Source organism: Paraburkholderia gardini, assembly GCF_907164575.1.
In the GTDB taxonomy this organism is placed as follows: domain Bacteria; phylum Pseudomonadota; class Gammaproteobacteria; order Burkholderiales; family Burkholderiaceae; genus Paraburkholderia; species Paraburkholderia gardini.
The window spans coordinates 89610-109212 of record NZ_CAJQYY010000009.1; the positions used below are offsets into that span (position 1 = coordinate 89610).

A 19603-nucleotide genomic window follows, 5' to 3' on the forward strand; every position below is an offset into this window, starting at 1 on the left:
CGCGCTTGCCGGTGATGCTCAATCCAGTTCAGTTCACGCCATGTTCACGGTGTCTGTGTGACCGGCAGCTTCTGTTCGAGCTCGGCCACGCGGCGCTCCAGCTCTTCCAGGCGGGCGCGCGTGCGTACCAGCACCTGGGTTTGCGTGTCGAATTCTTCGCGCGTGACGAGATCCAGCTTCGAAAAGCCTTGCGACAGCATCGCCTTCACGTTCCTTTCAACGTCCTTCGCCGGCGAGTTCTTCAGCAGGTCGCTCATTCGCGCCTGGAAATCGTTGAAGACGTCGTTCGGTTGTTTCATATGTGTTCCCCTTGGTTGCACAAAAAATGTGCATGAGTCGTTACGTCTGTGCCCTTCGATGACTGATGGTCGAATGTGGTGCATGTGCAGTCTCGCCTCCTGACTGGATGTGCGCCTTTGGTGCGGTCCGGTCCGTAGAGCCTGCGGACACTCTAGCAACGATCTACCGCTCGCGCCACCGTGGCCCCACAACGTTGGCTGTCCGGCCAGGGAAGCGGCGCGCAAACGTTCTGCGCGCGGCCGCGATGTTCTCCGCATTTCAACATGGCATGCGAGTTGCTCTTACTGCCCCGCGCGCTCTGCCGGGCAGATTTGCCGGTGGCGCATCGACGCAGTTTCGGGAGTGCCCGCTAGTCGACGCAACGGCATACGCACACAAGGTTTAGCAACCACAGCGAGGATTTCATGAAACTCATTACCGCAATCATCAAGCCGTTCAAGCTCGATGAGGCGCGCGAAGCCTTGTCGGCCATCGGCGTCTCAGGCATCACGGTGACCGAAGTGAAAGGCTTCGGGCGTCAGAAGGGTCATACCGAACTGTATCGCGGCGCAGAGTACGTCGTCGATTTCCTGCCGAAGGTGAAGATCGAGGCAGCCGTCTCGGACGACATCGTCGATCAGGCGATCGAGGCCCTCGAACGTGCCGCGCGCACCGGCAAGATTGGTGACGGCAAGATTTTTGTCACGCCGATCGAACAGGTGATCCGGATTCGTACCGGGGAGACCGGCGCGGACGCCCTGTAACAAAAAAACAGCGACAAGAGGAAATAGAGATGCGCAAATTATTGATGTCCTTGCTGGTGGCCGGCTCGCTGATGGCGGGTGGAATCGGGGCCGCCCTCGCGGACGATGCGTCCGCGCCCGCAGCAGCATCGGCTGTCGCTTCGGATACGACGGCCGCCGCGCCGGCTCCGGACGCTTCGGCCGCGCCCCCAGCAGAAGCATCCGCCGCACCCGCAGCCGATGCTTCCGCCGCACCGGCGCCGGCCGCCGCTTCTGACGCTGCTCCGGCAGCACCGAGCGCACCGTTCTCGGTCGATTCGTCGAAGATCAACTCGGGCGATACCGCCTGGATGCTGACCTCCACCGCGCTCGTGCTGTTCATGACGATCCCGGGCCTGGCGCTGTTCTACGGCGGCATGGTCCGCAAGAAGAACGTGCTCGCGACGCTGATGCAAAGCTTCGCGATCACCTGCGTCGTGACGATCGTCTGGACCGTCGTCGGCTACAGCCTCGCGTTCACGCCGGGCGGCTCGTTCCTGGGTGGTTTCTCGCGCGTGTTTCTCACGGGCATGAACTACATCAAGGGCGACAAGGCCACGACGCTGACAGTCAGCCATCTGGCGCCGACGATCCCCGAAACGGTCTATTTCGTCTATCAGATGACGTTCGCGATCATCACGCCGGCACTGATCACGGGCGCCTTCGCAGACCGTATGAAGTTCTCGGCGATGCTCGTGTTCATGACGCTGTGGTCGATCCTCGTCTATTCGCCGATCGCGCACATGGTCTGGGAACCGACGGGCTGGCTGGCTAGCGCCGGCATCCTTGACTTCGCAGGCGGCACGGTGGTTCACATCAACGCCGGTATCGCGGGTCTGGTGTGCTGTCTGGTGCTCGGCAAGCGCGTGGGCTACGGCAAGGAAGCCATGGCGCCGCACAACCTGACGCTCACGCTGATCGGTGGCGCCATGCTGTGGGTGGGCTGGTTCGGCTTCAACGCAGGTTCGGCAGTGGCGGCTGACGGTCGTGCCGGCTTCGCGATGCTGACGACGCAGGTCGCAACGGCCATGGCTGCGCTCAGCTGGATGTTTGCTGAATGGATCGCGAAGGGCAAGCCTTCGGTGCTCGGTATCGTGTCGGGTGCCGTGGCGGGTCTCGTGGCCATTACGCCGGCATCGGGCTTCGTCGGCGTGACGGGTTCGCTCGTGATCGGTCTGGTGGCTGGCGTGGTCTGTTTCTGGTCGGCAACATGGCTCAAGCACAAGCTCGGCTACGACGACTCGCTCGACGCGTTCGGCGTGCACTGCGTCGGCGGTATCGTGGGTGCGCTGCTGACGGGTGTGTTCGCGGTCAAGGACATCGGCGGCGCGGACGGCAGCGTTATTCTGCAAGCCAAGGGCGTTCTGACGACGCTGATCTACAGTGGCGTGATGAGCTACATCCTGCTGAAGATCATCGATATGGTCATCGGTCTGCGCGTGACGGAAGAAGAAGAACGCGAAGGCCTCGACGTGGTACTGCATGGCGAACACGTGGAATAACGCGAGAGGTTATTCCGCAAGGAACAGGCAACAGCGACTTTTGGCCCGCCTCACGGCGGGCTTTTTTCTTTATCAGACCATTTCCGTTTCATCCCGAAAACAGCACAGACTGCTGGCTATCGATGCGATAGCCGGAATGCATCCGCAGCGAAACTTGCGATTGGAGAAACCATCCCCAAATGGGCTGGGCATTTGCTCTACAATCTTTTTTCTCCAGTCTGCGAGTGATCAATGGTTCCGCACCTAGTTACGGCGTTAAACGGCCCGCTGCTCGACCTCGAGCGGAAGATCCTCGACGCGACGCCCGCCATCGAACGCTGGTTCCGCCTCGAATGGCAGGAACATACGCCGCCGTTCTATTGTTCGGTCGATCTGCGCAACGCGGGTTTCAAGCTCGCGCCGGTCGATACGAACCTGTTTCCCGGCGCCTTCAACAATTTGCCGCAGGAAACGCTGCCGCTCGCCGTGCAGGCCGCGATGGCATCGATCGAAAAGATCTGCCCGGACGCGAAGAACCTGCTCGTGATTCCCGAGCGTCACACGCGCAACGCGTTTTATCTGGAGAATGTGGCGCGGCTCGCGACGATCATGCGTCAGGCCGGCCTGAACGTGCGCTTCGGCACGCTCGATGAAAACGTTGCCGGACCGGTGACGATCGCGTTGTCCGACGGACAGAAGCTCGTGATCGAACCGCTCGAACGCTCGCAGCGTCGCCTCGGACTGAAGAATTTCGATCCCTGTTCGATTCTGCTGAACAATGACATGTCAGGCGGCATCCCGCCTGTGCTGGAAAATCTTCACGAACAGTATCTGCTGCCGCCGCTGCACGCCGCGTGGGCCGTACGTCGCAAATCGACGCATTTCTCGTGTTATGACGACGTGGCGAAGAAGTTTGCGAAGCTGGTCGAGATCGATCCATGGATGATCAACCCGTACTTCGCGCACGTCGAAGGCGTCGATTTTCAGGCGCGCACCGGTGAGGAAGCGCTGGCCGATGCGATCGACGGCGTGCTGAAGAAAATCGCGAAGAAGTATCGCGAGTACGGCATCACCGAACGGCCGTATGTCGTCATCAAATCGGACGCCGGCACCTATGGCATGGGCGTGATGACCGTGCACGACGCATCGGAAGTCGCGGCGCTCACCAAGCGCGAGCGCGCGAAGATGGCGACCACGAAAGACGGCCTCGAAGTGCACGACGTGATCGTTCAGGAAGGGGTGTACACGTTCGAGCGCATCGGCGAGGAAGTCGCGGAGCCGGTCGTGTACATGATCGACCGGTACGTGGTCGGCGGTTTCTATCGTGTGCACGGTAGCCGTGAGCGCGACCAGAACCTGAACGCGCCCGGCATGCACTTCGTGCCGCTCGGTTTCGAACACACGGCGCTGCCCGACGCGCACGCCAAACCGGGCGCGGCGCCGCCGAACCGCTTCTATATGTACGGCGTGGTCGCGCGGCTCGGGCTGCTGGCCGCATCGGTGGAACTCGAAAAGACGGATCCGGAAGCGATCCAGGTCTAGGCTTTCCACATGCAGGCGCGCGGCGCGGCAAGCGTCGTCCGCGCGCTTTGAACGATCAACTTGATCGACCTGATCAACGCAACGCCCGCACGGGCGCACCAGGACCTTCATGGATATTCTCTTTATCGCCGACCCGCTCGACCGCTTCAGGATCTACAAGGATTCGACCTACGCGATGATGGCCGAAGCCGCGCGGCGCGGGCACACGCTGCATGCGTGCGAGCCGCAGCATCTGGCGTGGACGGGCGGCGATGTCGAGGCGAATGCGCGGCGCTTTGCGATTGTCGGCGACGGTGCGGATCTGAAGCGCGACACGTGGTACGCCGCCGATCCGGCCGCGGCACGTTCGCTCAAGAGTTTTGGCGCCGTGATCATGCGCAAGGACCCGCCGTTCGACATGGAATACGTCACGTCGACGTGGCTGCTGGAACTGGCGGAACGCGGCGGCGCGCGGATCTTCAACAAGCCGCAGTCGATCCGCGATCACTCGGAAAAACTCGCGATCGGCGAGTTTCCACAATTCGTCGCGCCCACCCTGGTCACGCGCGATCCGGCACGTCTGCGCGCATTTCACGACACACATGGCGACGTGATCCTGAAGCCGCTCGACGGCATGGGCGGCATGGGCGTGTTCCGTGTGAAGGCGGACGGCATGAACCTCGGCTCGATTATCGAAATGTTGAGCCACGATGGCGCACGCTCGGTGATGGCGCAGAAGTTCATCCCCGAGATCAAGACGGGCGACAAACGCATTCTGCTGATCGGCGGCCAGCCGGTGCCGTATTCGCTGGCGCGGATTCCTCAGGGCAACGAGGTGCGCGGCAATCTGGCGGCTGGCGGGCTGGGCGTCGCGCAGCCGTTGACCGCGCGCGATTCCGAAATCGCCGGTGCGCTCGGCCCGGTGCTCGCCGCCCGCGGATTGTTGCTGGTCGGACTCGACGCGATCGGCGACTGGCTGACTGAAGTGAACGTTACGAGCCCGACGTGCTTTCGCGAGATCATGGAGCAGACAGGCTTCGATGTCGCCGGCATGTTCATCGATGCGCTGGAGCGCGCCGCCGGCTGAACGGCGCGCGGGACGGGCGCGACAGACCCGGCAGGCGGGCGGCGGAAGGACCGGCGCGTCGCCTGCACGGAGGCGCCGAAAGCGGGAAAATGGTGCTGTTACAATCCCGTTCTCCCGTTCTCAAGCCGTTTTTTGCTGTAACACTGACATGGCTGGCATTCTGATTGTTGCGCATGCTCCGCTCGCCACCGCGCTGCGGGAGTGTATTGCCCACATATATGGCGGCTTGCCCGCCCGCATCGGCGTGATCGACGTCATGCCCGACTGCGATCCTCCCGAAGTCATCGCGTTCGCGTACGCCGAGATCGAGCGGCTAAGGGAAGACAACGGTGCGCTTGTGTTGACCGACGTATTCGGCGCGACACCGGCCAACATCGCCGCGCGTCTGGCCACGCTGCCGGATGTGCGCGTGCTGGCGGGCGTCAATCTGCCGATGCTGGTGCGCGCCGTCTGCTATCGTGCGACGCCTCTCGACACGCTGGTCGACAAGGCAATCGCCGGCGCGACAAAAGGTATTCATACGATTGTTCCGGGTACGCCGATACCGGCCGCGGCGAAGGTCGATCCGGTTTGTCTGCCCGTGCAGGTGCCCGGAGCAGATCCCGTCTGACCTCGTCACACCCGCTTCATTCCCTCACTTTCAACCCGCGCTCCGGAAGACCAGATGCTGCAAAAAGAAACGACAATCGTGAACAAGCTTGGCCTGCACGCGCGCGCGTCGGCGAAACTGACGCAACTGGCGGGTAATTTTCAGGCGGAGATCTGGATGAGCCGCAACGGTCGCCGGATCAACGCGAAGAGCATCATGGGCGTGATGATGCTCGCAGCGGGCATCGGCAGCACGGTGACGATCGAAACCGAAGGTTCAGACGAAACCGAGGCAATGGATGCATTGCTGAAACTGATTGCGGACAAGTTCGGCGAAGGTCAATAATCCGCGCGATTTGCTGGCATTGACCGGACAGCTACAGGAAAACGCCGCGTTTTGACGCGGCTTTTTTTGGCCCGCCACAATCGGCCATCGCCTCGTGACATCACGAATATCGCCGATGTGTGGCACGATCAGCCTGCCCTGCCGGTTTTCAGAAAGACGCGCGTCAGATCGTTTACGAAGATTCAGTATTGCTGCACTGCACGCAGTCATCTGAAGGTGCGGAATTTATAATGAACCTCGGGGTCTGAGAGCATTGCAGCGGTTTGCCGCGGCATCACACAACTAGAGGAGGTGCGCGTGTCGTTCACGCTGCATGGAATTCCCGTGTCACGCGGTATCGCCATCGGGCGGGCCTATCTGATCGCCCCGGCTGCACTCGACGTCGACCACTATCTGATCGAGCACGCCCAGATCGAGGGCGAGATCGAGCGCTTTCGCACGGCCCAGCAACTCGTCCATACCGAGCTCGACGCATTGCGTGCCGACCTTGCCGCCGACGCACCTAGCGAAATGGGTGCATTCATCAACGTCCACTCGATGATCCTGAACGACGCAATGCTCGTGCAGGAAACCATCGACCTCGTCCGCACGCGCCGCTACAACATCGAATGGGCGCTCACTGAGCAGCTCGAACGCCTTTCACGCCATTTCGACGACATCGAAGACGAATATCTGCGCGAGCGCAAAGCCGACATCGAGCAGGTGGTGGAGCGCGTGCTGAAGGCGCTCGCGGGCGCGTCGACCTCGACGCTCGGCGACGCCGTGCACGGAGCGTGCAATGAAATGATCGTCGTCGCGCATGACATCGCGCCCGCCGACATGCTGCAGTTCAAGACGCAGACGTTCCAGGGTTTCGTCACCGATCTGGGCGGCCGTACGTCGCACACGGCGATCGTCGCGCGCAGTCTCGGCATTCCGGCGACCGTCGGCGTGCAGCAGGCGAGTGCGCTGATCCGGCAGGACGACCTGATCATTGTCGATGGCGACCATGGCATCGTGATCGTCGATCCGGCGCCGATCGTGCTGGAAGAATATTCGTACCGTCAGAGCGAAAAGGCGCTGGAACAACGCAAGCTGCAACGTCTGAAGTTTTCGCCGACGCAAACGCTGTGCGGCACGAAAATCGAACTTTGCGCGAACATCGAATTGCCTGACGACGCGCACGCCGCGCTCGAGGCGGGCGCGACAGGCGTCGGTCTGTTCCGCACCGAATTCCTGTTCATGAACCACAAGCAGCACCTGCCGCAGGAAGAAGAGCAGTTCGACGCTTATCGTCGCGCGGTGGAAGGCATGAACGGCCTGCCGGTGACGATCCGCACGATCGACGTAGGCGCCGACAAGCCGCTCGATTCGATGGGCGGTGGCGACGGGTACGAAACGGCCGCGAACCCGGCGCTGGGGCTGCGTGCGATCCGCTGGAGCCTTTCCGAGCCGCAGATGTTCCTCACGCAGCTGCGCGCGATCCTGCGCGCGTCGGCGTTCGGTCAGGTGAAGATCCTGATTCCGATGCTCGCGCACGCGCAGGAAATCGACCAGACGCTCGATCTGATCCGCGAAGCCAAACGTCAGCTTGACGACGCGGGCCTTGTCTACGATCCGAACGTCCGTGTCGGCGCGATGATCGAGATTCCGGCTGCGGCAATTGCGTTGCCGCTGTTCCTGAAGCGACTCGACTTCCTGTCGATCGGCACGAACGATCTGATCCAGTACACGCTTGCCATCGATCGGGCGGACAACGCGGTGGCGCACCTGTACGACCCGCTGCATCCGGCCGTGCTGCATCTGATCGCGCTCACGCTGCGCGAGGCGAAACGCGCGGGTGTGCCGGTGTCGGTCTGCGGTGAAATGGCGGGCGATCCGACGCTGACGCGTCTTTTGCTCGGCATGGGGCTCACCGAGTTCTCGATGCATCCGAGCCAGCTGCTGGTCGTCAAACAGGAAGTGTTGCGCTCGAACCTCAAGACGCTCGAAAAGCCCGTTGCGGATGTGCTCGCTTCGTTCGAGCCGGAGGAAGTTCAGGCAGCACTCAGGCGTGTCGCCGCGGCCTGAGCGGTTAATAAGCGGCCCAGGCGGGCCGCGCGATGTTATTCGCGATGCGTGTCGCCGCAGACGGGGCAATCCGGCTGACGCGCGATGCGCATCGTGTTCCACTCCATGCGCATTGAGTCGAGCATCATCAGACGCCCGACGAGCGGCGTGCCGATGCCGGCGATCACGCGCAACGCCTCGGCGGCCTGCATCGCGCCGATGATGCCGACCGTCGGCGAAAAAACCCCCATCGTCGAACATGCGACTTCCTCGAACGGCTGGTCTTCGGGGAACACGCACGCGTAGCAGGGCGACGCTTCGTCGCGAAAATCGAACGTGCTGATCTGACCGTCGAAGCGCAGCGCCGCGCCGGACACGAGCGGCACGCGATGCCGCACGCATGCCCGGTTGATCGCATGGCGCGTCGCGAAGTTGTCGGTGCAGTCGAGCACGACCGTCGCGAGCGACACGTGCCCGTCGAGCCAGGCGTCGTCGGCGCGTGCGGCGACCGCGTTCACCTTCACGTCGGGGTTCAGTTGCGCGATGGCGTCGCGGCCCGATTCGACTTTCGGGCGACCCACCGAAGCCGTGACGTGCAGGATCTGCCGCTGCAGGTTCGTGAGATCGACCGTATCGGCATCGACGAGCGTTAGCGTGCCGACACCTGCCGCCGCCAGATACATCGCCGCGGGCGACCCAAGGCCGCCCGCGCCAATGACGACCGCGTGCGCGTCGAGAAAGCGCTGCTGCGCCTCGATACCGAGTTCATCGACAAGAATGTGGCGGGAATAGCGGAGGAGCTGGTCGTCGTTCATGGCGGGGCGCGTCGTAGTTGTGGTTATTTTAATCGCGCGGGCGCACTGACGAGAGAGACGGCCTTCGCAGCCGAAGCTGCGAAGGCCGATGAGACATGAAACGTTAGTTGCTTTGCGAAGCGGGCGCCGGTGCGGAAGCCGGTGCCGGGCTCGACGCCCCCGGCGTAACGGCTTGAGCCGGCTTCACGGCGACGGGCGCCGAAGCCGATGCAGGCGGCTTGTTCTGCGCGAGACGGCGCTCGGTCACCGACTTCGATTCCTGAACCGGCTTGCCTTCCAGCTTGTTCAGGCCTTGTTGCAACATGAAGTCGTCGGCGGAACCGAACTCGACCGGCTTGCGATCGCGATCCTTCTGACGCTGTTCCGGCGTCTTCTTGTCGTTCTGTTCCTCGAGCTGACGCAACTGGTCCATGCGCTCGTTTTCGCGCTGTTCCTGTTCCTTCTTCTCGTTCGGATCCTGCGTGTTCGCGAGGTGGTTCGAGTAATCCACTTCACGCGTCACGAGTGCGTCGTCCGGATCGCCTTCGGCGTATTGATCGACCGCGATGTCCGGGCGGATGCCCTTGTTCTGGATCGAACGGCCGCTCGGCGTGTAGTAGTACGCCGTGGTGAGGCGCAGCGCGGTATCGGCGGTCATCGGACGCACCGTTTGCACCGAACCCTTGCCGAACGTCGTCTTGCCGACGATCAGCGCGCGATGCTGATCCTGCAGCGCACCCGCGACGATTTCCGACGCCGACGCCGAATACGCGTTCGTCAGCACGATCATCGGTACCGTCTTGAAGATTGGCGGCAGGTTCTTCAGCGGATCGCCGTCGAACGAAGGCAGACGGTAGTTATCGTAGGTATCCCGGTAGACCTGCTTCGAATCCGGAATCTGGCCGTTGGTCGACACCACGACCGAATCCGGCGGCAGGAACGCGCCGGCAACGCCGACCGCGCTCTGCAGCAGACCGCCGCCGTTGTTGCGCAGATCGAGGACGAAGCCCTTCAGGTTCGGCTGCTGGCGCGCGATGTCCTGCAGTTTCGCGGCGAGATCAGGCGTGGTGCGTTCCTGGAAGCTCGTAATGCGAATGTATGCATAACCCGGCGCGAGAATCTTCATCTTCACGCTCTGCACGCGGATCACGGCGCGCGTGACGGTGAGCGGGAACGTGCGGTCGTCGGTCTTGCGGAAGATCGTGAGGGTGACCTTCGTGCCCGGCTCGCCGCGCATCTGCTTGACGGCTTTATCGAGCGTCATGCCGCGCACCGGCTTGTCGTTGATGCGTGTGATCAGGTCGCCTGGACGGATGCCGGCGCGGAACGCAGGCGTGTCCTCGATCGGCGAGATCACCTTGATCAAACCATCTTCCGAGGAAATCTCGATGCCAAGACCGGCGAAGCGGCCCTTGGTCTGTTCCTGCAGTTCCTCGTAATCGGTCTTGTCGAGATACGACGAGTGCGGGTCGAGGCTCGACACCATGCCCTTGATGGCAGCGGTGAGCAGCTTTTTGTCGTCGACCGGCTCGACATACTCATGCTTGATCTGCCCGAAGACTTCGGCGAAGAGCCGGAGCTGGTCAAGTGGCAGTGGCGTGGTCGCGGTTTGCTGGGCCGAAGCGGAAAGCTGCAGGGTGGCAAAAACGCCAGTAGCAAGGCCCGCGACGATCAGGCCGATATTTTTCAGGTTCTTTCGCATAGAGTCTGGTGCGGTCGGATGCGCGTGGCAGCGTCAAAGAGATGGGACGGACAAGTATAACTGCACACCCGTGCAGCAAGTGCGCAAGTGTATGGGGCAGATAATCGGCTTTCGGGAATTCGACAGCGGCAGATGCAGCAGGTTCGTCACAACGATGCCCGGATCGCGAAGTAATGTGCGGTAACAGTCAACCGGCCAGGCGGCCTGCCCGGATGCCAGCTGGCCCACCTCGATTGCTGAACGGCGCGTGCCCGGTAGTTCTTGCCGGGGCACGCGCCGTCTGTCTCCCGGCATTGCCGGCCAGGTGGTGTTCAGCCCGCCTTGCCCTGCTTCGCAACAGCGGCCTGTGCTGCCGCGATCGCGTCGGCATCGCCGAGGTAGTAGTGCCTGACCGGCTTCAGGTTCTCGTCGAGTTCATACACGAGCGGCACGCCGTTCGGAATGTTCAGCCCGACGATGTCGGCATCCGAGATGCCGTCGAGATACTTCACGAGCGCGCGGATCGAATTGCCGTGCGCGGCGATCAGCACCTTGCGGCCCGACTTGATGGCGGGTGCAATCGACTCGTTCCACACCGGCAGCACGCGCGCGACGGTGTCTTTCAGGCACTCGGTGAGCGGCAACTGATCACGCGGAACCTTTGCGTAGCGCGGGTCGTTGTAGGCCGTGCGGTCGTCGGACGGATCGAGCGCGGGCGGCGGCGTGTCATAGCTGCGGCGCCAGACCAGCACCTGTTCGTCGCCGTATTTCGCCGCCGTTTCGGCCTTGTTGAGGCCCGACAGCGCACCGTAGTGACGCTCGTTCAGCCGCCACGAATGGACGACCGGCAGGTACATCAGGTCCATCTGGTCCTGTACGTGCCACAGCGTGCGCACGGCGCGCTTGAGCACCGACGTGTACGCGATGTCGAACGTGTAGCCTGATTCCTTCAGCAGCACGCCCGCCTGCTGCGCTTCGCGGTTACCCTGTTCGGTCAGGTCGACGTCGACCCAGCCGGTGAATCGGTTTTCCTTGTTCCACGTCGATTCGCCGTGGCGGATGAGAACGAGTTTGTACATGGTGCCGGTCGGTAGTAAGGAAGCGGTAAAGCACGCTGGCGGGTCATTCGCAGGGGGCCGGACGGGTCGCCGCCATCGCGTCAGGCGGTTATTTTATAATGGGAAGATTGCCCTTTCCGATTTCTCTCTTTTTCGGCGGATTTTCCGTGAAGTTTTTCACCGATTACACAAACCTTGTACTCATCGCGATTGCCCTCATCTCCGGGGCGTTGCTCCTGTGGCCGGCGATCATCCGGCGCGGCCGCGGCGGCCTTTCCGCTGCCGAAGCCACGCAACTGATCAACCGGCGCAATGCCGTGGTCATCGACCTTCGTTCCACCGAGGATTTCAATAAAGGTCATCTTCCGTCGGCGCGTCACATCGAGTTCGCAGGCTTGCAGGCGAAAATCGGCCCGCTCGTGAAGAACAAGAGCAACCCGGTGCTGCTGGTGTGCCAGACCGGCCAGCAGTCGAACAAGGCGGTGCGCGTCGTTCAGGATGCGGGTTACGCCGAAGTCCATGTGTTGCAGGGCGGGCTCAACGCCTGGCAGCAGGCCGGCATGCCGGTCGTGAAACAAGGAGTTGCGAAGTGAACAAAGTGATCATGTACAGCACGCAGGTGTGTCCGTATTGCCAGATGGCCGAACGTCTTTTAAAGTCGCGCGGCGTCGAGCACGTTGAAAAAGTGCTCATCGACAAAGACCCGGCCCGCCGTCAGGAAATGATGACGCGCACCGGGCGGCGGACAGTGCCGCAGGTGTACATCGGCGAGACGCATGTTGGCGGTTACGACGATCTTTCCGCGCTCGATCGCGCGGGCGGTCTGGCGCCGCTGCTCGAAGCGGTCGCGTAACGTAGCAGCTCGCATCGCCTTGACCGGCGAGTCACGGCACTTTGACGCGGCTTACCCAAAAATCCGGCGGACCATCGGCGATGGCCCGCCGTCATGAATTTATCCAGGAACCATTCAATCATGTCTGACGAGAACAACCAGCCGTTCTTCAACATCCAGCGCATTTACCTGAAGGACATGTCGCTCGAGCAGCCGAACTCGCCGGCCATTTTCCTGGAACAGGACATGCCGTCGGTCGAAGTCGAAGTCGACGTGAAGGCTGAGCGCCTCGCCGACACGGTCTTTGAAATCCTCGTGACCGGCACGGTCACCGCCAAGGTCAAGGACAAGGTCGCGTTCCTGATCGAAGCCAAGCAGGCAGGTATTTTCGACATCCGCAACATCCCGGCGGAACAGATCGATCCGCTCGTCGGCATCGCATGCCCGACGATCCTGTTCCCGTACCTGCGCTCGAACATCGCCGACGCGATCACGCGCGCGGGCTTCCCGCCGATCCACCTCGCCGAAATCAACTTCCAGGCGCTCTACGAGCAACGCCTCGCGCAGCTCGGCGGCCAGGACGGCGTGCCCAACGGCAACGCGACCCAGACCCATTAAGGGACGCGTCCAGTGCCGGGCATGAAGGTCGCCGTTCTCGGCGCGGGCGCATGGGGCACCGCGCTCGCGGGCCATCTGGCCGCGCGGCACGATACGGTGCTCTGGGCGCGTGACAGCGCGCTCATTGCCGACCTTTCCTCGACGCAACGAAACGCCCGCTATCTGGCGGGCGTTTCGTTACCGTCCGCGCTTCGCTACGAAGCGGATCTTCAGGCAGCGCTCGCGCATTGCGCGGCAGACGATGCGTTGTGCGTTGTCGCGACACCGGTCGCCGGATTGCGCGGGCTGTTTCGCGCGATGCGCGATGCGGGCAGCGTGCCCGCGCACGTCGTATGGCTGTGCAAGGGTTTCGAGGCGGATACGCAGTTGTTGCCGCATCAGGTGGTCGCGGCGGAACTGGCGGGACACACGAGCAACGGTGTGTTGTCCGGGCCGAGCTTCGCGCGTGAAGTCGGGCAGGGGCTGCCGGTTGCGTTGACGGTGGCGAGCGGCGCGGCCGCGTGCCGCGAGCGCACGGTCGCGGCGTTTCATCACGGCGCGATGCGCATTTATACCGGCGAGGACCTCGTCGGTGTCGAAGTCGGCGGCGCGGTCAAGAACGTGCTCGCCATCGCAACGGGCATTTCGGATGGCCTCGGCCTCGGTCTCAACGCACGTGCGGCGCTGATCACGCGTGGGCTCGCGGAAATGTCGCGGCTCGGCGTGACGCTTGGCGGCCGGGCGGAAACGTTCACGGGTCTCACGGGTCTCGGCGACCTGATTCTTACCGCAACAGGCGATCTGTCCCGCAATCGGACAGTGGGCGTGCAACTCGCCTCGGGTCGCCCGCTCGACGATATTCTCGGTGGCCTCGGTCATGTGGCCGAAGGCGTGCGATGCGCGCAGGCGGTGCTGGCCATCGCCCGCGCGCATGCCATCGACATGCCGATCACGCAGGCGGTTTGCGCCGTGCTGTTCGACGGTATCGCGCCACGCGATGCGGTCAGCGCGCTTTTACGCCGCGATTCGAAGGCCGAATAGTTTCGGCGTCCGGCGTCGCGTTTCCGACGCTGGACATTCGCTTCTTTCTCTCCATTCCCAGGCGCGGTTCCGAACCGCTGCGTTACCGCGTTGTCCACATGAAGACAGGCGTCCGGATACGGAGGTTGCCATGCTCTCGATCGGTCAATGCAGGCTCGAAGCGCGGGTCGTCGATATCACGACGCTCGCCGTCGATGCGATCGTCAACGCGGCGAACACGTCATTGCTGGGCGGAGGCGGCGTCGATGGTGCGATCCATCGTGCGGCGGGGCGCGAACTTTTACGCGAATGCGAGACGCTCGGCGGCTGCGCCACGGGCAATGCGAAGATCACCGCTGGCTACGGACTTCCAGCGAAACGGGTGATTCACGCAGTGGGCCCGGTATGGGGCGGTGGCGGCCACGGCGAGGCGGAACTGCTTGCCTCCTGCTATCGATGTTCGATGGAACTCGCTCAAGACACGCATTGCGCGAGCATCGCGTTTCCCGCCATCAGTTGTGGTGTTTATCGCTTCCCTGCGCAGCAGGCGGTACGGATTGCCGTGAGCACGGTGATCGAATCCTTGCGGCAAACGCCCGGCTCGATCCGACACATGACGTTCGCCTGCTTCGACGATGCGATGTTCCGGCTATACGAAACCGAACTGGACAACGATCGTCAGGCGCCGCCTTCGAAACCTGCCTGACGCCACGCTTCGAACACGACCACAGCGACGGTATTCGACAGGTTCAGGCTGCGGTTGTCAGGACGCATCGGCAAACGCACACGCTGTTCGCCGGCGAATTGCGACAACACATGATCGGACAGCCCGCGTGTCTCGGCGCCGAACACGAACCAGTCGCCCGGCAGAAACGCATGATCGTGAAAGCGCCCCGAGCCGCGCGTCGTGAACGCGAACATGCGCGCGGCATCGGGCGATTCGGCGGTGATGAACGCGTCCCAACTGGCGTGCACATGCATCTGCGCGTACTCGTGATAGTCGAGGCCGGCGCGGCGCATCTTCGCGTCGTCGAGCGGAAAACCGAGCGGTTCGATCAGATGCAGCCGCGCGCCGGTGTTCGCGCACAGGCGGATCACGTTGCCGGTATTCGGCGGAATTTCGGGCTCGACGAGAACGACGTTGAACATGGTTTGAACAGGTTGGAAACTAGTTTTTCGGTGTGCGCAGCGCGGTGAAGCACGTGACGCGTCGTGCGCCTGCCTGCCTGAGCGTACGCGCGACGGCTTCCAGCGTGGCGCCCGAGGTCATCACGTCGTCGACAATTCCGACATGCAATCCTTCCACGGGTTTTGCCACGGCAAACGCGTGCCCGACGTTGCCGCGCCGCGCGTCGAGATCGAGCCGCGACTGCGGCGCGGTATCGATGATGCGCCGGATCAGCGTCGCATCGCGCCGTATTTCCAGTGCATCTGCGAGCGGCTTTGCGATTTCCCACGCCTGGTTGTATCCACGCGCGACCAGCCGGCGGCGTGCGAGCGGGACGGGCGCGATCACCTCGGGGCGCGAGCCGGCGTCGAGCGAATCTTGTGCGAGGTGCGCGAGCCGTTCGCCGAACTCGCGAGCCAGCATGAGCCGCGCGCGAAACTTCAGCCCAAGCACCAGCGAATCGAGCGGCGCACGATAATCGGCGAGCGCGAAGGTCGCGTCGAATGCGGGCGGCGCGGTAACGCAATCGCCGCAGCGATACCGGTCGCGCTTCTGGCTGCTCCGCCGCACCGACGCCGCGAGCGGAATCGCGCAGACCGTGCAGCGCAGACGCGCTTCGTTCCAGTACGCCGCGTCGCAGCCATCGCATAACGTTCGCTGCGACAAATTGCCGCATAGCCCGCAAAGTGTCGGCAACGCGAACGCAGCCACCTGCTGGCAGAGGGAGCGGACCTGACGCGAGACGATCGCGAAACGGTCTCGCGACGACGGGGAAACGAACGTGACCGGCATGGCTGAATGTGCCCGCAAAGGCCTCCTGCACTGAAGCAAAGGGAGCGAGCGAGTATACTTCGCACTCTTCGTCCGTTCGACCGCCATGCCCCCAACTTCCGCCAAAACCAGCCGTCCGGCCTACGATTCGCGGCGCTTGCGACGGATTTTCGATCGCCGCGCCGCGACTTTCGACGAAGTCGCGTTCCTGCCGCGCGAAATCGCGCAACGCATGCGCGAGCGTCTCGATTTCATCAAGATGAGTCCGGCGAGCGTGCTCGATGCAGGCTGCGGCGCGGGCGACGACCTTCCCCTGCTGCGCGAGCGGTTCCCCGAAGCGCCGGTATTCGGTACCGACCTGTCGCACGCGATGCTGCGCCGCGCGTTGCATCACGACGCCGGCGACACCACCTGGCGACGCTTTCTGCCGGCATCGATCAGCAAGGCGCTCGGCGCGCGCGGTCCGCGTTTCGCGCAGGCCGATTTCTCGGCGTTGCCGTTCGCGCATGGCGCGTTCGAATTCGTCTGGTCCAACCTCGCCCTGCACTGGCATTCGCGTCCCGACCTCGTCTTTCCCGAGTGGCAACGTGTGCTGAAGGTGAACGGTCTGCTGATGTTCAGCACGGTCGGTCCCGACACGCTCAAGGAATTGCGGGGTGCGTGGGCCGAAGTCGAGGCGTCGCACGGCGTGAGTTCGCGCGCGCATGTAATCGACTTCGTCGACATGCACGATCTCGGCGACATGCTCGTCGAGAGCGGATTCGAGATCCCGGTCATGGATCAGGAAGTGCTTACCATCACCTACAAGTCGCCGGAGTCGCTGCTCGAGGATGTGCGCCGCTGGGGCGCCTACCCGTTTGAGCGCGAAACCGCTTCGCCGGGCACGTCAAGGCGTCTGCACAAGGCGTTACTGTCGGCGCTCGAAGCCCGCCGGCGGCCCGACGGCACGATCGCGCTCACCTTCGAAGTCATCTACGGACACGCGTGGAAAGCAGTGCCGCGGACCACGGCCGAGGGCCATGGCATCGTGCGGATCGAGGACATCGGACGAGGTTCATCGAAGAATCGGTGATGCGGTAAAGATGACATCTGTTATGTCTGAAATTACCACTGCAAAAGACGTCAACGAGGTGCGTCAAAACGGCGCAGAAGCTTGTCGCTACTGGCTTGCAAGCCGATAGTGCATTGCTTGTGGATGCCATTGAACGCGCCTATAATGCGTCAGTTTGTCGCCCGGCGTTCCCGCATTTGGTGCGGCAGATCAAGGCGGGAATAGACAGGAATCAGGCCGAAAGCGTCGAAAGTAGCGGTGTCAGGGTCGTTACAGGGTGCAGGGAGGCAGCGATGCAAGCGTCCGGTCTGCTGGCGGATTCAGAACCGGTCCTGAAAGACTGGACCATGAAGCGTAACTGTTCGGTTTCACCGCGGCAGTTCGTTGGCTTCTATGTGTCGCTTGCGCTGGTCTCGTCGGCGATCGCTTTCATGCTTTTGCTGTGCGGCGCGTGGCTGGTGTTGCCGTTCACGGGTATCGAGCTGCTGACGGTAGGTGTCGCGTTTGCCATCTATGCGCGTCACGCTGTGGATTACGAGCGCATCCGGCTTTATCCGAACCGGCTGGTGATTGAGCAGGTGAGTGCGGAGCAGATCACGCAATTCGAATTCAATCCGCGCTGGGTGCGGGTCGAAACCGGAGCAACGCCGCGTGACCGGATCACGCTGGTGTCGCGTGGTCAGGCGGTGATGATCGGGCAGCATCTCGCGCAGTACCGGCGTGCCCAGTTCGCTGGCGAATTGCGAGTGTGGCTTGGACGTTGCGATTAGATGCACCGAGCCGTATGCCGTTCCCGGACAGAGCGGAAAATGCGCGGTTAAAAGCGCGGAAAGCCTTCCAGCGGGGTCGAGGGTTTGAATGGAAATTTTGGGTAAGGAAGCTATGAAAACAATCAAGCGAGCCCTCATGGGCGTGCTGGCGTTTAGCGGGATGTTCTTCGCCGGTGCGGCCATGGCAGTCGGTAACAGTCCGGGCGGCCCAGCCGTCAACGAGATCAATCTCCAGCCGCCTGCTACAAAAATCGCTGAGGAGCTCTACAACCTCCACACGTTCATGCTGATTCTCTGCACGGTGATCTTCATCGCCGTGTTCGGCGTGATGTTCTATTCGATCTTTGCCCACCGCAAATCGAAGGGCCACAAAGCCTCCAATTTCCACGAAAGCACCACCGTCGAAATCATCTGGACGATCGTGCCGTTCATCATCGTCATTCTGATGGCGCTGCCCGCCACCAAAACCGTCGTAGCGATGAAGGACACGACCAACGCCGATCTCACCGTCAAGGTCACCGGCTATCAGTGGAAGTGGGGCTACGACTACGTGAAGGGCCCGGGCGAAGGCATCAGCTTCCTTTCCACGCTGGCTACGCCGCGTGCTGAAACGGACGGCAGCCAGCCAATTTCCGATACGTATCTGCAGGAAGTCGACAATCCGCTGGTCGTGCCGGTCGACAAGAAGATCCGCATCATCACCACCGCGAACGACGTCGTTCACTCCTGGTACGTGCCGGCCTTCGGCGTGAAGCAGGATGCGATTCCGGGCTTCGTGCGCGACACATGGTTCAAGGCCGACAAAACGGGCACCTTCCGTGGTTTCTGCACCGAACTTTGCGGCAAGGAACACGCGTTCATGCCGGTCGTCGTGAAGGTCCTGTCGGCTGAGGATTACGCGGCGTGGGTCGACGGCGAAAAGAAGAAGATGGCCGCCGGCGCCGACGATCCGAACAAGACGTACACGCTCGCTGAACTGACGGAGCGCGGCAGCAAGGTCTACGCGGCGAACTGCGCGGTCTGCCACCAGCCGAACGGCAAGGGCGCGGGCGCATTCCCGGCACTCGACGGCAGCAAGATCGCCAACGGTCCGATCGCGCAACACGTCAGCCTCGTGCTGAAGGGCAAGAATGCAATGCCTTCGTGGGCACCGACGTTGAACGACGTCGAGATCGCTTCGGTTATCACGTACGAACGTAACTCGTGGGGCAATCACACCGGCGACATCCTGCAGCCGAAGCAGGTCGCCGACGCCCGTAACGGCAAGCTGCCGGAAGGCGGCAACCATCTGGCTGACGCAGGCGCAGGTGCCGCAGCAGGTGCGAGCGACGCAGCCGCGGCGAGCGGCGCCGAGGCGGCTTCGGGCGAGGCACCGGCATCGGCTGGCGCAGCGGGCTCGGACAGCGCGGCTTCGGCTCCGCAGGCAGGCCTGCCTGCCAGCGTCTACTTCGAGACGGGCAAGAGCGCGCTGCCGGCCGACGCGAAAGCGGCGGTGGACGCGGCGGCTGCGTACGCGAAGGCGCATCCTGACGCGAAGTTCACGCTGTCGGGTTTCACCGACAAGACGGGTTCGGCCAGCGTCAACGCGAAGCTCGCGAAGACCCGCGCGGAAGCCGTGCGTGACGCGCTGAAGGCCGCGGGCATCGCCGAAGACCACATCATTTTGAAGAAGCCGGAAACGATCACGGGCGGTGCTGACGCGAAAGAAGCCCGGCGTGTCGAGATCAGCGCAGCGGCCTGACGTGTCAC

At 62.7% G+C, this 19603-nt stretch carries 21 protein-coding genes; 15 read left to right on the forward strand and 6 right to left on the reverse strand.

Annotated features, from left to right (window positions below; all coding sequences use genetic code 11):
- Positions 1-44: 44 nt before the first annotated feature.
- Complete coding sequence (locus LPA34_RS09455) at positions 45-299, reverse strand: accessory factor UbiK family protein (protein WP_064267170.1); 255 nt, start codon at positions 297-299, stop codon at positions 45-47.
- 405 nt (positions 300-704) lie between these two features.
- Between LPA34_RS09455 and LPA34_RS09460 the strand changes: the two genes are divergently transcribed.
- From LPA34_RS09460 to ptsP, 7 genes are all read left to right on the forward strand, one after another.
- Complete coding sequence (locus LPA34_RS09460; RefSeq protein ID WP_006048089.1) at positions 705-1043, forward strand: P-II family nitrogen regulator; 339 nt, start codon at positions 705-707, stop codon at positions 1041-1043.
- Positions 1044-1072: 29 nt separating this feature from the next.
- The gene (locus LPA34_RS09465; protein ID WP_228977331.1) at positions 1073-2563 is read left to right on the forward strand and encodes an ammonium transporter; all 1491 of its coding nucleotides are present in this window, start codon (positions 1073-1075) and stop codon (positions 2561-2563) included.
- 231 nt (positions 2564-2794) lie between these two features.
- On the forward strand, positions 2795-4084 hold the full coding sequence (gshA, locus tag LPA34_RS09470) for a glutamate--cysteine ligase (protein ID WP_228977334.1): 1290 nt from the start codon (positions 2795-2797) through the stop codon (positions 4082-4084).
- Between the two features lie 109 nt (positions 4085-4193).
- Positions 4194-5150, forward strand: a complete 957-nt coding sequence (gene gshB / locus LPA34_RS09475) for a glutathione synthase (protein WP_228977335.1) — start codon at positions 4194-4196, stop codon at positions 5148-5150.
- Positions 5151-5298: 148 nt separating this feature from the next.
- The gene (locus tag LPA34_RS09480) at positions 5299-5760 is read left to right on the forward strand and encodes a PTS sugar transporter subunit IIA (RefSeq protein ID WP_228977337.1); all 462 of its coding nucleotides are present in this window, start codon (positions 5299-5301) and stop codon (positions 5758-5760) included.
- A 54-nt stretch (positions 5761-5814) separates the two neighbouring features.
- On the forward strand, positions 5815-6084 hold the full coding sequence (locus LPA34_RS09485) for an HPr family phosphocarrier protein (protein ID WP_228977339.1): 270 nt from the start codon (positions 5815-5817) through the stop codon (positions 6082-6084).
- A gap of 297 nt (positions 6085-6381) precedes the next feature.
- On the forward strand, positions 6382-8133 hold the full coding sequence (gene ptsP / locus LPA34_RS09490; RefSeq protein WP_228977341.1) for a phosphoenolpyruvate--protein phosphotransferase: 1752 nt from the start codon (positions 6382-6384) through the stop codon (positions 8131-8133).
- A 35-nt stretch (positions 8134-8168) separates the two neighbouring features.
- On the opposite strand, the gene LPA34_RS09495 is transcribed toward ptsP, so the two are convergent.
- The 3 genes from LPA34_RS09495 to gpmA form a co-directional block, all read right to left on the reverse strand.
- Positions 8169-8927 (reverse strand): HesA/MoeB/ThiF family protein, encoded by a 759-nt coding sequence (locus LPA34_RS09495; protein WP_228977342.1) that lies wholly within the window; start codon positions 8925-8927, stop codon positions 8169-8171.
- A 103-nt stretch (positions 8928-9030) separates the two neighbouring features.
- Positions 9031-10608 (reverse strand): S41 family peptidase, encoded by a 1578-nt coding sequence (locus tag LPA34_RS09500; RefSeq protein WP_228977344.1) that lies wholly within the window; start codon positions 10606-10608, stop codon positions 9031-9033.
- Positions 10609-10919: 311 nt separating this feature from the next.
- Entirely contained in the window at positions 10920-11666 is a 747-nt protein-coding gene (gene gpmA, locus LPA34_RS09505) for a 2,3-diphosphoglycerate-dependent phosphoglycerate mutase (protein ID WP_228977346.1), read from the reverse strand.
- A 146-nt stretch (positions 11667-11812) separates the two neighbouring features.
- Between gpmA and LPA34_RS09510 the strand changes: the two genes are divergently transcribed.
- The 5 genes from LPA34_RS09510 (at position 11813) to LPA34_RS09530 (ending at position 14800) form a co-directional block, all read left to right on the forward strand.
- Positions 11813-12238, forward strand: coding sequence for a rhodanese-like domain-containing protein (locus tag LPA34_RS09510; RefSeq protein ID WP_228977352.1), 426 nt, complete (start codon positions 11813-11815; stop codon positions 12236-12238).
- Complete coding sequence (grxC, locus tag LPA34_RS09515) at positions 12235-12498, forward strand: glutaredoxin 3 (protein ID WP_228977354.1); 264 nt, start codon at positions 12235-12237, stop codon at positions 12496-12498. Before LPA34_RS09510 ends, grxC begins: the two co-directional genes overlap by 4 nt.
- A 120-nt stretch (positions 12499-12618) precedes the next feature.
- Complete coding sequence (gene secB / locus LPA34_RS09520) at positions 12619-13095, forward strand: protein-export chaperone SecB (protein ID WP_228977356.1); 477 nt, start codon at positions 12619-12621, stop codon at positions 13093-13095.
- Between the two features lie 21 nt (positions 13096-13116).
- On the forward strand, positions 13117-14115 hold the full coding sequence (locus tag LPA34_RS09525; protein WP_228977358.1) for an NAD(P)H-dependent glycerol-3-phosphate dehydrogenase: 999 nt from the start codon (positions 13117-13119) through the stop codon (positions 14113-14115).
- A gap of 130 nt (positions 14116-14245) precedes the next feature.
- On the forward strand, positions 14246-14800 hold the full coding sequence (locus LPA34_RS09530) for an O-acetyl-ADP-ribose deacetylase (protein WP_228977360.1): 555 nt from the start codon (positions 14246-14248) through the stop codon (positions 14798-14800).
- On the opposite strand, the gene trmL is transcribed toward LPA34_RS09530, so the two are convergent.
- Together trmL and LPA34_RS09540 are read right to left on the reverse strand one after the other, a co-directional pair.
- A complete protein-coding gene (gene trmL, locus LPA34_RS09535; protein WP_228977362.1) occupies positions 14773-15243 on the reverse strand; it encodes a tRNA (uridine(34)/cytosine(34)/5-carboxymethylaminomethyluridine(34)-2'-O)-methyltransferase TrmL in 471 nt (156 codons plus the stop codon). The two genes, LPA34_RS09530 and trmL, sit on opposite strands and share 28 nt — an antisense overlap.
- A gap of 19 nt (positions 15244-15262) precedes the next feature.
- Positions 15263-16054 carry a ComF family protein gene (locus LPA34_RS09540; RefSeq protein WP_228977532.1) on the reverse strand — a complete coding sequence of 264 codons (792 nt, stop codon included), beginning with the start codon at positions 16052-16054 and terminating at the stop codon, positions 15263-15265.
- A gap of 85 nt (positions 16055-16139) precedes the next feature.
- Between LPA34_RS09540 and LPA34_RS09545 the strand changes: the two genes are divergently transcribed.
- The 3 genes from LPA34_RS09545 to coxB all read left to right on the forward strand — a co-directional run bounded on the left by LPA34_RS09545 (position 16140) and on the right by coxB (position 19595).
- Complete coding sequence (locus LPA34_RS09545; RefSeq protein WP_228977363.1) at positions 16140-17105, forward strand: methyltransferase domain-containing protein; 966 nt, start codon at positions 16140-16142, stop codon at positions 17103-17105.
- A gap of 272 nt (positions 17106-17377) precedes the next feature.
- Positions 17378-17854 (forward strand): DUF2244 domain-containing protein, encoded by a 477-nt coding sequence (locus LPA34_RS09550; protein ID WP_228977364.1) that lies wholly within the window; start codon positions 17378-17380, stop codon positions 17852-17854.
- Positions 17855-17942: 88 nt separating this feature from the next.
- Positions 17943-19595 carry a cytochrome c oxidase subunit II gene (gene coxB, locus LPA34_RS09555; protein WP_228977366.1) on the forward strand — a complete coding sequence of 551 codons (1653 nt, stop codon included), beginning with the start codon at positions 17943-17945 and terminating at the stop codon, positions 19593-19595.
- Positions 19596-19603 lie beyond the last annotated feature (8 nt).

What these genes read in the sequence shown, in the direction of transcription:
- LPA34_RS09455 (WP_064267170.1), bottom strand. Translation starts at nt 299, where the DNA reads ATGAAACAACCGAACGACGTCTTCAACGATTTCCAGGCGCGAATGAGC.
- LPA34_RS09460 (WP_006048089.1), top strand. Translation starts at nt 705, where the DNA reads ATGAAACTCATTACCGCAATCATCAAGCCGTTCAAGCTCGATGAGGCG.
- LPA34_RS09465 (WP_228977331.1), top strand. Translation starts at nt 1,073, where the DNA reads ATGCGCAAATTATTGATGTCCTTGCTGGTGGCCGGCTCGCTGATGGCG.
- gshA (WP_228977334.1), top strand. Translation starts at nt 2,795, where the DNA reads ATGGTTCCGCACCTAGTTACGGCGTTAAACGGCCCGCTGCTCGACCTC.
- gshB (WP_228977335.1), top strand. Translation starts at nt 4,194, where the DNA reads ATGGATATTCTCTTTATCGCCGACCCGCTCGACCGCTTCAGGATCTAC.
- LPA34_RS09480 (WP_228977337.1), top strand. Translation starts at nt 5,299, where the DNA reads ATGGCTGGCATTCTGATTGTTGCGCATGCTCCGCTCGCCACCGCGCTG.
- LPA34_RS09485 (WP_228977339.1), top strand. Translation starts at nt 5,815, where the DNA reads ATGCTGCAAAAAGAAACGACAATCGTGAACAAGCTTGGCCTGCACGCG.
- LPA34_RS09495 (WP_228977342.1), bottom strand. Translation starts at nt 8,927, where the DNA reads ATGAACGACGACCAGCTCCTCCGCTATTCCCGCCACATTCTTGTCGAT.
- LPA34_RS09500 (WP_228977344.1), bottom strand. Translation starts at nt 10,608, where the DNA reads ATGCGAAAGAACCTGAAAAATATCGGCCTGATCGTCGCGGGCCTTGCT.
- gpmA (WP_228977346.1), bottom strand. Translation starts at nt 11,666, where the DNA reads ATGTACAAACTCGTTCTCATCCGCCACGGCGAATCGACGTGGAACAAG.
- secB (WP_228977356.1), top strand. Translation starts at nt 12,619, where the DNA reads ATGTCTGACGAGAACAACCAGCCGTTCTTCAACATCCAGCGCATTTAC.
- LPA34_RS09525 (WP_228977358.1), top strand. Translation starts at nt 13,117, where the DNA reads ATGAAGGTCGCCGTTCTCGGCGCGGGCGCATGGGGCACCGCGCTCGCG.
- LPA34_RS09530 (WP_228977360.1), top strand. Translation starts at nt 14,246, where the DNA reads ATGCTCTCGATCGGTCAATGCAGGCTCGAAGCGCGGGTCGTCGATATC.
- trmL (WP_228977362.1), bottom strand. Translation starts at nt 15,243, where the DNA reads ATGTTCAACGTCGTTCTCGTCGAGCCCGAAATTCCGCCGAATACCGGC.
- LPA34_RS09540 (WP_228977532.1), bottom strand. Translation starts at nt 16,054, where the DNA reads ATGCCGGTCACGTTCGTTTCCCCGTCGTCGCGAGACCGTTTCGCGATC.
- LPA34_RS09545 (WP_228977363.1), top strand. Translation starts at nt 16,140, where the DNA reads ATGCCCCCAACTTCCGCCAAAACCAGCCGTCCGGCCTACGATTCGCGG.
- LPA34_RS09550 (WP_228977364.1), top strand. Translation starts at nt 17,378, where the DNA reads ATGCAAGCGTCCGGTCTGCTGGCGGATTCAGAACCGGTCCTGAAAGAC.
- coxB (WP_228977366.1), top strand. Translation starts at nt 17,943, where the DNA reads ATGGAAATTTTGGGTAAGGAAGCTATGAAAACAATCAAGCGAGCCCTC.